At 59.5% G+C, this 9,690-nt stretch carries 11 protein-coding genes and 1 rRNA gene; 8 read left to right on the top strand and 4 right to left on the bottom strand.

Annotated features, from left to right (window positions below; all coding sequences use genetic code 11):
- Nucleotides 1-249: 249 nt before the first annotated feature.
- Nucleotides 250-362 (top strand): 5S ribosomal RNA (gene rrf, locus AC0Z42_RS16415).
- A gap of 78 nt (nucleotides 363-440) precedes the next feature.
- On the opposite strand, the gene AC0Z42_RS16410 is transcribed toward rrf, so the two are convergent.
- The 4 genes from AC0Z42_RS16410 to AC0Z42_RS16395 form a co-directional block, all read right to left on the bottom strand.
- Nucleotides 441-785 (bottom strand): DUF1840 domain-containing protein, encoded by a 345-nt coding sequence (locus tag AC0Z42_RS16410; protein ID WP_485469257.1) that lies wholly within the window; start codon nucleotides 783-785, stop codon nucleotides 441-443.
- Between the two features lie 159 nt (nucleotides 786-944).
- Nucleotides 945-1,490 carry a hypothetical protein gene (locus AC0Z42_RS16405; protein WP_485469256.1) on the bottom strand — a complete coding sequence of 182 codons (546 nt, stop codon included), beginning with the start codon at nucleotides 1,488-1,490 and terminating at the stop codon, nucleotides 945-947.
- Nucleotides 1,491-1,542: 52 nt separating this feature from the next.
- A complete protein-coding gene (locus tag AC0Z42_RS16400) occupies nucleotides 1,543-3,063 on the bottom strand; it encodes a YifB family Mg chelatase-like AAA ATPase (RefSeq protein WP_485469255.1) in 1,521 nt (506 codons plus the stop codon).
- 87 nt (nucleotides 3,064-3,150) lie between these two features.
- Complete coding sequence (locus AC0Z42_RS16395) at nucleotides 3,151-3,420, bottom strand: accessory factor UbiK family protein (RefSeq protein ID WP_485469254.1); 270 nt, start codon at nucleotides 3,418-3,420, stop codon at nucleotides 3,151-3,153.
- A 268-nt stretch (nucleotides 3,421-3,688) separates the two neighbouring features.
- Here AC0Z42_RS16395 and AC0Z42_RS16390 point away from each other — a divergent pair, with 268 nt between their 5' ends.
- The 7 genes from AC0Z42_RS16390 (at nucleotide 3,689) to AC0Z42_RS16360 (ending at nucleotide 9,666) form a co-directional block, all read left to right on the top strand.
- Nucleotides 3,689-4,456, top strand: a complete 768-nt coding sequence (locus AC0Z42_RS16390; RefSeq protein WP_485469253.1) for a TorF family putative porin — start codon at nucleotides 3,689-3,691, stop codon at nucleotides 4,454-4,456.
- A gap of 11 nt (nucleotides 4,457-4,467) precedes the next feature.
- Nucleotides 4,468-4,806: a P-II family nitrogen regulator gene (locus AC0Z42_RS16385; RefSeq protein WP_065308187.1), complete on the top strand. Its 339-nt coding sequence runs from the start codon at nucleotides 4,468-4,470 to the stop codon at nucleotides 4,804-4,806.
- Between the two features lie 11 nt (nucleotides 4,807-4,817).
- Entirely contained in the window at nucleotides 4,818-6,374 is a 1,557-nt protein-coding gene (locus tag AC0Z42_RS16380) for an ammonium transporter (protein WP_485469252.1), read from the top strand.
- Between the two features lie 182 nt (nucleotides 6,375-6,556).
- Entirely contained in the window at nucleotides 6,557-7,855 is a 1,299-nt protein-coding gene (gene gshA / locus AC0Z42_RS16375) for a glutamate--cysteine ligase (RefSeq protein ID WP_065308189.1), read from the top strand.
- Nucleotides 7,856-7,954: 99 nt separating this feature from the next.
- Complete coding sequence (gshB, locus tag AC0Z42_RS16370; protein WP_485469251.1) at nucleotides 7,955-8,917, top strand: glutathione synthase; 963 nt, start codon at nucleotides 7,955-7,957, stop codon at nucleotides 8,915-8,917.
- A gap of 9 nt (nucleotides 8,918-8,926) precedes the next feature.
- Nucleotides 8,927-9,331: a PTS sugar transporter subunit IIA gene (locus AC0Z42_RS16365; protein WP_485469250.1), complete on the top strand. Its 405-nt coding sequence runs from the start codon at nucleotides 8,927-8,929 to the stop codon at nucleotides 9,329-9,331.
- A gap of 65 nt (nucleotides 9,332-9,396) precedes the next feature.
- Nucleotides 9,397-9,666, top strand: coding sequence for an HPr family phosphocarrier protein (locus AC0Z42_RS16360; RefSeq protein ID WP_485469249.1), 270 nt, complete (start codon nucleotides 9,397-9,399; stop codon nucleotides 9,664-9,666).
- Nucleotides 9,667-9,690 lie beyond the last annotated feature (24 nt).

Below are 9,690 nucleotides of genomic sequence, written 5' to 3'. Positions count from 1 at the left end.
GGACCGTGAAACAACTTTGCGCCGATGATAGTGCTGCAACCAGTGTGAAAGTAGGTTATCGTCAGGCTTGTTATTCGTAGTAGAGAAAAACCCCGATCAGTGATGAGCGGGGTTTTTTTTCGTCTGCTGTTTTATTGTGTCAGAAATCGATATATTGGCCACCTTGTCGACGCGGATTGCTATATAATTCTCCTCCTCAGATCAGATGGCCTGCTGCCCCGTTGGGAGCAGGTTGTTGAAAAAGTTATGCCTGATGACCATAGCAAGTTGGTACCACCCCTTCCCATCCCGAACAGGACCGTGAAACAACTCTGCGCCGATGATAGTGCTGCAACCAGTGTGAAAGTAGGTTATCGTCAGGCTTGTTATTCGTAGTAAAGAAAAACCCCGCTCAGTGATGAGCGGGGTTTTTTTTTCGTCCATTACTTTCTGGTACGGTATCAAATACCCCAGATAATGCTCTCGCCTTCGGCCTTGGCCGAGCGCAGCATTTCCATCAGCGGGAAGGCGCGCTGAGAAAAATGGACTTTTTGCGCACGTGCGTGTTCACCCGACTCGCCATCTTCCAGGGTTTCTGGCGTATGCGCATCGTGTTCGATGTCGTTTTCCGGGTGGGCTTTGGTTTCAGCCACTTCTTTTTCCAGCAGCTCCAGCGCGTGGCCTGCTTCCGCAGGCGTGATCACGCCGCGCGTCGGGCTCTTGTGCAGGATGTCGAGGATACGTTGCGCGTGTTCCTGGTACATCAGGACTGCAGGGGAGGATTTGGATTTGAATGAGATCAACATAATAGGCTTTCTGAATTCTTGTTGTTAGTCATGAAACCATATCACGACTTGGATTTTTGCACAGGGCGTCTGCAAGCCGGACAGCAACATGTGTTGGACGGGACACTTATTTACAAGTGCCAAGGCCGTGATTTTAAGTTTGGGCTAAGCAGAAATTTCTCACTCAATCTTGACCGAGTCCATAAAGGTGTCGATATTCTCGCGCGACAGCTTGCTTTCCTGCCCGAGAATAACGACTTGGAAGATGCGCTTGTCCTGCGCCACGAAGCGTCCGACCAGCAAGGCTGGCTGGCCATTCTGGGTGCCCGTGGCTTCGATGCTGACGCTGCTTTTCTGGTGCGTGCCAGCGGCGTTGCTGCTGGCCGCCGTGGCCGACTTTTCGCTGCGCACTGTGCCCTTGATATTGTTGAGCAAGGCCTGCTTCATGGCCGGCAAGGCGGCCTGTGCCTGTTCCGCGCTGCCCAGCTCGGCGCTGCCGATGGCAAAGGTATTGCCATCGACTTCGCTGGCCGTCATGGTCAGGCTGACCTTCTTGCCATCGAGATCTATCTCGCGCGTCAGCACGGCGGGCTTGCCGGGAAACAGCGCTGTGAAGTGCGCATCCGGGCTGCGATATTCGCGCCAGTCGAATTTGGGGCTGCAAGCGGCCAGGATGGTGGCGGTGGCCAGCACGCTGGCGATGGCGGTGAATGATGTTTTTTTCATCAGGCGATGGTAGCAGTGCTGCCTGTTGCATGCAATCGCGCACGCGCACGGCTCAGGCAACATGCAATACGCGCCGGTACTGTATGGCTTCGGCAACATGCACTCTGGTGATGGTGCTGCTGCCGGCCAGGTCGGCAATGCTGCGCGCCACACGCAATACGCGGTGATAGGTGCGTGCCGACCAGTGCAGACGCAGCATGGCGCCGTGCAGCAGCTGTTCGCCAGGTGCGTCGAGCTGGCAATATAGCGCGATTTCCTGATTGTCCAGTTGATGGTTGGCTTTTCCCTGGCGCGCCAGCTGCAAGGCAAACGCTGCCGCCACGCGCGCGGCGATCGCCGCCGTGCTTTCACCGGCAACCGCCTTCGCGCCCAGCATTGCCGGCGCCATGGCCGGCACTTCGATTTGCAAATCGATGCGGTCGAGCAGCGGACCCGACAGCCGGCCATGGTAGCGCAGCACGGCGTCCGGGGTGCATCGGCAGCGGCCGGACGCATGGCCCAGATAACCGCAGGGGCAGGGATTCATGGCGGCGATCAGTTGAAAACGTGCCGGGAACTCGGCCTGGCGCGCCGCGCGCGAAATGGTGATCACGCCGGACTCCATCGGCTGGCGCAACACGTCCAATACCCTGCGCTCGAATTCGGCGATTTCGTCGAGAAACAGTACGCCGCAATGGGCCAGTGAAATTTCTCCGGGACGCGGCACATTGCCGCCACCGACCAGGGCCACGCCAGAGGCCGTCTGGTGCGGCGCGCGATACGGCCGGCGTTTCCAGTTTTCCACCTTGAAGTTGCCGCCCAGCGAATGTACGGCCGCCGCTTCCAGTGCCTCTTCATCGCTCATCGGCGGCAAGATGCCGGGAAAGCGGCTGGCCAGCATGGTCTTGCCGGCGCCGGGCGGCCCCACCATCAGCAGGCTGTGGCCACCGGCGGCAGCCACCTCCAGCGCCCGCCGCGCATGGTGCTGTCCTTGTACGTCGGCAAAGTCGGGATAGGAAAAATGCGGCGCCAGCAAGGCTGGCTGGTGCCGCTGCAGGGCGGTGCGCTGATCGCGCGCTGCAAAATGGGCGCACACTTCGAGCAGGCTGTGGGCCGGATAGATGCTGGCGTTCGGCACCAGCGCTGCCTCATCAGCATTAGCGTGCGGCAAAATGAAGGCGCGCGGCGCGCCACTTTTGCTGCGTTGCATGGCAAACGTCATCGCCAGCGCGCCACGGATGGGCCGCAACTGTCCCGACAGCGACAGCTCGCCGGCAAATTCATATTCATGCAGTCGTTCGGCGGGAAGTTGGCCAGAGGCGGCCAGGATGCCCAGCGCGATCGGCAGGTCGAAGCGTCCCGATTCCTTCGGCAGGTCGGCTGGCGCCAGGTTGGCCGTGATGCGCCTGGCCGGCATGTCGAAGCCGCAGTTTTGCAGCGCGGCACGCACCCTGTCGCGTGACTCCTTGACTTCGGTGTCAGGCAGGCCAACGATGGTAAACGAGGGCAGGCCATTGGCGAGATGCACTTCGACATTGACCTCGGGTGCTTCCATGCCGGCCAGGGCGCGGCTTTTCAAGACTGCCAGGCTCATGACATCTCCCTGCACCGCGGTGCGCGGGCAGGATCAGTCTAGTGCTTGCTTGGGCATGACGCTTGAGGTTCGCCAGTACTGACTGCTTTACAGGGGCTTGCTGACATTGACTGTTTTGGAGTCATTCAGGCGTGCTTCGAGTTCGATCACGCGCAGTTCGAGCGCATCGAGTTTGGCACGCGTCTTGGCCAGTACCTGTGCCTGGATATCGAACTCCTCGCGCGTGACCAGGTCCAGGCGGGCGAAGCCCTGGGTCATCATCGACTTCACGTTCTTTTCGATATCCTTGGCCGGCGAATTTTCGATGGCCTGGTGGATCTTGCCCTGCAAATCGTTAAAGAAAGTATTCATGTCCATGGTATGTCCTTAGTGGTGCTGCAAGTGCATCGCACCATTGCGGTGCACATCAGCTTTAATGTGGTGCGAAAGTGAAAGGTTCAACAAGATTGCTCGGCCATCTTCCGTATTTCCTAGGGCTTGCAGGCTATGTATGGACGGAAATTCAGCTGTCAAGGTGGCAATGAAGCTGGCACGCATTCTGCTAAAGAGTTAATGAACGCTTTGTGATCGCCAGACCAGATTTTAAACCTCAACCGCTTTAAAAGTTCAATAAAAGGGAATCGCCATGAAGAATCTGTCCAAGAGCATGACTGTAGCAGCTACGCTGGCATTTGCCATGTCCGCGATGTGCGGTGCTGCCATGGCGCAGGAAGTTGCCGCAGCGCCAGCCGCGGCCGAAGCAGTGCCTGACAATGTGGTGGCGTACAACGTGGCCCTGACCAGCGACTACCGTTATCGCGGCGTGTCGCAAACGCGTTTGAAACCGGCCATCAGCGGCGGCGCCGATTACACGCACAATCCGACCGGCCTGTACCTGGGCACCTGGCTGTCGAGCATCAAATGGATCAAGGACGGTGGTGGCGACACGAATATCGAATGGGATGTCTACGGCGGCAAGCGCGGCGAGATCAGCGAGGGCATCAGCTACGACGTGGGCGGCTTGTACTACTTCTACCCGTCGAATGGCCTGAGCACCAACGCCAATACCTTTGAACTGTATGGCCAGCTCGGTTTCGGTCCTGCCTATATCAAGTATTCCCACTCGACCACTAATTTGTTCGGCGTGGCCGACAGCAAGAACAGCGGCTATCTCGACGTCGGCGCCAATGTCGAAATCACCGACGGCTATATGCTGAACCTGCACGCCGGCCACCAGAAGGTCGCCCATAACGGTTCCCTCAGCTACAACGATTACAAGATCGGCGTGACCAAAGACTACGGCGTGGTGACCGTGTCGCTGGCGGCGGTCAAGGCGAATATCGATTCCTTCGCGCCGAACGGCAAGAACCTGGCCAAAACCGGTGCAGTACTGACTGTTTCCAAAACTTTTTAAGCGAGATTGCCATGAAAATGATTACCGCGATCATCAAGCCCTTCAAGCTGGACGAAGTGCGCGAAGCCTTGTCAGCTATTAATGTGCAAGGCATTACCGTCACGGAAGTGAAGGGTTTCGGCCGCCAGAAAGGCCACACGGAACTGTACCGTGGCGCCGAGTACGTGGTCGATTTCCTGCCAAAAACCAAGATTGAAGCAGCCGTCGATGACGCCATCGTCGACCAGGCCATCGAAGCGATCGAAGGCGCCGCGCGTACCGGTAAAATCGGCGATGGCAAGATTTTCGTCACCACTCTGGAACAAGTCATCCGCATCCGCACCGGCGAAACCGGCAACGAAGCGCTCTAAGGGGAATATTGATGCGTAAAAATATAACAAAATTGCTAGCTGGGGTAGCCTGTCTGTTTGCATTTGGCGTCTCCGCGCCAAGTTTTGCCGATGCACCTGCGAAACCGGAAGCTGCCGCGGCCACCACGGCCGCTGTCGCCACGCCGGAAGTCGCACCGCTTGCCGTGCCAGCCGCCGCTCCTGCGCCTGCCGCAGTGGCCGCCGCTCCTGCTGCTGCACCTGCGGCGGCGCCCGCACCGGTACCCAACAAGGGCGACACCGGTTTCATGATGGTCTGCGCCATCCTGGTCATTCTGATGACAATTCCTGGCCTGGCCCTGTTCTACGGCGGCCTGGTGCGTTCCAAGAACATGCTGTCGGTGCTGATGCAGGTGTTCATGGTGTTCTCCCTGGTGGTCGTGTTGTGGTGCATCTATGGCTACTCGCTGGCGTTCACTGAAGGCAATGCGTTCTTCGGCACCTTTGCCCGCGCCTTCCTGAACGGTATCTGGGATCCGGCCACTGGCACCTTTGCCGTTGCCGCTACCTTCAGCAAGGGCGTGGTCATTCCCGAGTTCGTCTTCGTGGCCTTCCAGGGCACGTTTGCGGCGATTACCTGCGCACTGATCGTCGGCGCCTTTGCCGAGCGCGCCAAGTTCTCGGCCGTACTGGCTTTCGTTGTACTGTGGTTCACGTTTGCCTACCTGCCAGCGGCCCACATGGTGTGGTTCTGGACCGGTCCTGACATGATCACCGACGCCGCTTCGGTCGCGGTTGAAGCCGCCAAGGCTGGCTGGATCTATCAAAAAGGCGCGCTGGACTTCGCCGGCGGCACCGTGGTGCACATCAACGCCGCTGTCGCTGGCCTGGTTGGCGCGATCATGATCGGCAAACGCGTCGGCTACGGCCGTGAATCGATGGCGCCACACTCGCTGACGATGACCATGATCGGCGCTTCCCTGCTGTGGGTGGGCTGGTTCGGTTTCAATGCCGGTTCCTCGATGGAAGCAGGCGACCTGGCTGCCTTGGCCTTCGTCAACACCATGCTGGCGACCGCTGCTGCAACGCTGTCGTGGGTATTCGGTGAATGGATCACCAAAGGCAAGCCTTCGATGCTCGGTGGCGCTTCCGGCGCGGTTGCCGGCCTGGTGGCGATCACGCCTGCGGCCGGTTTTGTCGGCCCGATGGGCGGCCTGGTGATCGGCCTGCTGGCCGGTATCGTCTGCCTGTGGGGCGTGACTGGCCTGAAACGCCTGATCGGTGCCGATGATTCGCTCGACGTGTTCGGCGTGCACGGCGTCGGCGGTATCCTGGGTGCCATCCTGACCGGCGTGTTTGCTGCGCCACAATTGGGTGGCCAGGGCATTTTCGACTATGTCACCAATAAAATCTCGACCGATCCGTATTCGATCGGCCATCAAGTGTGGGTACAGGCGCAAGCGGTCGGCACCACGGTCATCTGGTCGGCCGTGGTTTCCGTGATCGCCTACAAGCTGGTCGATATCGTCATCGGTCTGCGCGTACCGGAAGAAGAAGAACGCGAAGGTTTGGACATCAGCAGCCACGGCGAGCAGGCTTACCACGGTTAATTATTGATGTTGTGAGTTGTTTTGCCGGAAAGGCGCCTCGTTGAGGCGCCTTTTTTTCGTCTGGGGAACGGCGAAGGTCTTTAAAACAAGGCTTTTGCCCCGATTTGGGCTACTTACACGGTAATATAGTCGGCAGTTCTGTGTGCTTTTTTGAATACTGCACATAATTTAAGGATGTAACTATGGTTCCCCATCTCGTCACGGCCCTGACCGGACCGCTGCTCGACCTCGAAAAAAAGATCCTCGCCGCCACGCCGGCCATTGAGCGCTGGTTCCGCATGGAATGGCAAGAACATACGCCGCCATTCTATTGCTCGGTCGACTTGCGCAACGCCGGCTACAAGCTGGCCCCGGTCGACACCAATCTGTTCCCTGGCGGTTTTCACAACCTGGCTACCGAAATGCTGCCGCTGTCGGTGCAGGCGGCGATGGCCGCGATCGACAAATATTGCCCGGACGCCCGCAACCTCTTGATCGTGCCGGAATTGCACAACACCACGCCGCAGTATCTGCAGAACGTGGCACGCCTGATGCAGATCTTCCGCCAGACGGGACTGCACGTGCGTTTCGGTTCCTGGTCGCCCGAGATTACCCAGCCCACGCCGCTGGCCCTGCCGGACGGCAATATGCTGGTGATCGAGCCGCTGGTGCGCCTGAACAATGGCCGCCGCCTGGGCTTGAAAGATTTCGATCCTTGCACGATCTTGCTGAACAACGATCTGTCCGACGGCATTCCCGACATCCTGCAAAACATCCATGAACAAAGCCTGCTGCCGCCCTTGCATGCGGGCTGGGCCTTGCGCCGCAAGAGCAACCACTACACGGCCTACGATGAAGTGGTGAAAAAATTCGGCAAGATGATCGACGTCGATCCCTGGATGCTGAACCCTTTCCACGCCAAGTGCAGCGGCGTGAACTTCCAGGAAGGCGAGGGCGAAGATGCGCTGGCCGCCAGCGTCGACGTGCTGCTGGCCAAGATCCGCAAGAAGTACAAGGAATACGGCATCAAGGAAAAGCCGTTCGTCATCGTCAAGCCTGACGCGGGCACCTATGGCACCGGCATCATGACGGTGCGCGACGCCAGCGAAGTGCGCGACCTGTCGCGCAAGCAGCGCGAAAAAATGTCCATCGTCAAGGATGGCCAGCTGGTCACCGACGTGATCATCCAGGAAGGCGTGCCGACCTTTGAAAGCATCAAGGATGCGGTGGCCGAGCCGGTGGTCTACATGATCGACCGCTATGTGGTGGGAGGCTTTTACCGCGTGCACGCTGAAAAGGGCGTGGACCAGAACCTGAACGCGCCCGGCTCGCAATACGTGCCGCTGGCGTTTGCCCAGCAGCATGCGGTACCGGATCTGAAGGCCAAGCCGGGCACGGCCGCGCCGAACCGCTTCTATGTGTACGGCGTGGTGGCGCGCCTGGCCTTGCTGGCCGCGTCGCTGGAAATGGAACGCACGGACCCGAACCCCGAAGTGTATTGAACCGCTGACGCATGGCCGGCCAGGCGGGGTCAGAACCCCGCCTGGCGATCTCGGCTAGAATCAAGCCTTCTTCTTCCCGCATTCCGACTGGACCGCCTCATGAAAATTGCATTCCTTGCCGATCCGCTGGCAGGCTTCAAGACTTACAAAGATTCCACTTTCGCCATGATGCGCGAAGCGGCCCGCCGCGGCCACGCCATTTACGCCTTCGAACAGAAGGACATGGCGCTGGAAGAAGGCATCGTCACGGTGCAAGTGCAGCACATCACCCTGACCGGCGACGAGCACGACTGGTACAAGGTCGAGTCACGCGAGGAAGTGCTGCTGTCCACTTTTGACGCCATCATCGAGCGCAAGGATCCGCCGTTCGACATGGAGTATGTGTACGGCACGTATTTGCTGGAACTGGCCGAAAAGCAGGGTGCGAAAGTATTCAACAAGCCGTCGGCAATCCGCGACAACAATGAAAAGCTGGCCATCGCGCAGTTTTCGGAATTCACCTCGCCAACCCTGGTCACCTCGAACGAAGCGCGCCTGCGCGCCTTCCATGCCAAGCACCAGGACGTGATCTTCAAGCCGCTCGACGGCATGGGCGGCACCGGCATCTTCCGCGTCAAGGCCGACGCGCTGAACCTGGGCGCCATCATCGAAACGTTGAGCGAGAACGGCGCGCAGACCATCATGGCGCAGCGTTTCATCGCCGATATCGACAAGGGCGACAAGCGGATCCTGGTGATCGGCGGCAAGCCGGTGCCGTATTGCCTGGCGCGCATTCCGCAAAACGGCGAAGTGCGCGGCAACCTGGCGGCCGGCGGCAAGGGCGTGGCCCAGCCATTGACGGCGCGCGACCTGGAAATCGCCGAAAAGCTGGGCCCCATCCTGGCCGCGAGGGGCCTGATGCTGGTAGGATTGGACGTGATCGGCGACTACCTGACGGAAGTCAACGTCACCAGCCCGACCTGCTTCCAGGAAATTGCGCAGCAGACCGGTTTTGACGTGGCCGCCATGTTTATCGATGCGGTCGAGCAGGGCGTGGCGCAGTCTTCTGCGCACACGGCATAAGGAATCAATATGGTAGGGATTTTGCTCATGACACACGCGCCGCTGGGCCAGGCTTTCATTGCCGCCTGCGCGCACGTGTTTCGCGGACCGACCGAGCGTTTTGAAGCGATCGACGTGCTGGCCGATCAGGACCTGGCCGAAGTGCAGAAGCTGGCTTCGGCCGCCATCTGCCGCCTCGACGACGGCGCCGGCGTGCTGGTGATGACCGACGTGAAAGGCGGCACGCCGTCGAACTGCTGCAACAAGCTGGCCGATGCGGGCCGTGTGGAAGTGATCGCCGGCATCAGCCTGCCGATGCTGCTGCGCGCCATCACCTACCGCCGCGATACGCTTGATGTGGTGGTCGAGATGGCGCTGGCCGGTGCGCAAAGCGGCGCCGTGCGCGTCGACAACCGCATTCGCGTGGGCGAATAAAAGTGCCATGGCCGCCGCCCTGACGGCGGTGGGAGTTTTTTTTCAGGGATAGAGACTAGACAAAAATGATTCAAAAAGAACTCGAAATCATCAACAAGCTGGGCCTGCACGCGCGCGCCTCGGCCAAATTCACCCAGATGGCCGCCCGCTACAAGAGCGATGTCTGGCTGACTCGCAACGCGCGCCGCATCAACGCCAAGTCCATCATGGGCGTGATGATGCTGGCCGCCGGCAAGGGCGCGAAAGTGACCCTGGAAGCAGAGGGCGCCGATGAACAGGCGTGTGTCGATGCCTTGACCGCCCTGATCAACGACAGGTTTGGCGAAGGCGAGTAATGTCCGCCGAACGCAGCCGCAGCC

The sequence above is a fragment of the Janthinobacterium sp. 1L-D-8-B-C4 genome, assembly GCF_057291295.1.
Note: the sequence above shows the minus strand (reverse complement) of the source record. Positions and strands in the feature narration are given on the sequence as shown.

Bases quoted from the DNA above. Each gene is read 5' to 3' on its own strand.
- AC0Z42_RS16410 (WP_485469257.1), bottom strand. From the start codon at position 785: ATGTTGATCTCATTCAAATCCAAATCCTCCCCTGCAGTCCTGATGTAC.
- AC0Z42_RS16405 (WP_485469256.1), bottom strand. From the start codon at position 1,490: ATGAAAAAAACATCATTCACCGCCATCGCCAGCGTGCTGGCCACCGCC.
- AC0Z42_RS16400 (WP_485469255.1), bottom strand. From the start codon at position 3,063: ATGAGCCTGGCAGTCTTGAAAAGCCGCGCCCTGGCCGGCATGGAAGCA.
- AC0Z42_RS16395 (WP_485469254.1), bottom strand. From the start codon at position 3,420: ATGGACATGAATACTTTCTTTAACGATTTGCAGGGCAAGATCCACCAG.
- AC0Z42_RS16390 (WP_485469253.1), top strand. From the start codon at position 3,689: ATGAAGAATCTGTCCAAGAGCATGACTGTAGCAGCTACGCTGGCATTT.
- AC0Z42_RS16385 (WP_065308187.1), top strand. From the start codon at position 4,468: ATGAAAATGATTACCGCGATCATCAAGCCCTTCAAGCTGGACGAAGTG.
- AC0Z42_RS16380 (WP_485469252.1), top strand. From the start codon at position 4,818: ATGCGTAAAAATATAACAAAATTGCTAGCTGGGGTAGCCTGTCTGTTT.
- gshA (WP_065308189.1), top strand. From the start codon at position 6,557: ATGGTTCCCCATCTCGTCACGGCCCTGACCGGACCGCTGCTCGACCTC.
- gshB (WP_485469251.1), top strand. From the start codon at position 7,955: ATGAAAATTGCATTCCTTGCCGATCCGCTGGCAGGCTTCAAGACTTAC.
- AC0Z42_RS16365 (WP_485469250.1), top strand. From the start codon at position 8,927: ATGGTAGGGATTTTGCTCATGACACACGCGCCGCTGGGCCAGGCTTTC.
- AC0Z42_RS16360 (WP_485469249.1), top strand. From the start codon at position 9,397: ATGATTCAAAAAGAACTCGAAATCATCAACAAGCTGGGCCTGCACGCG.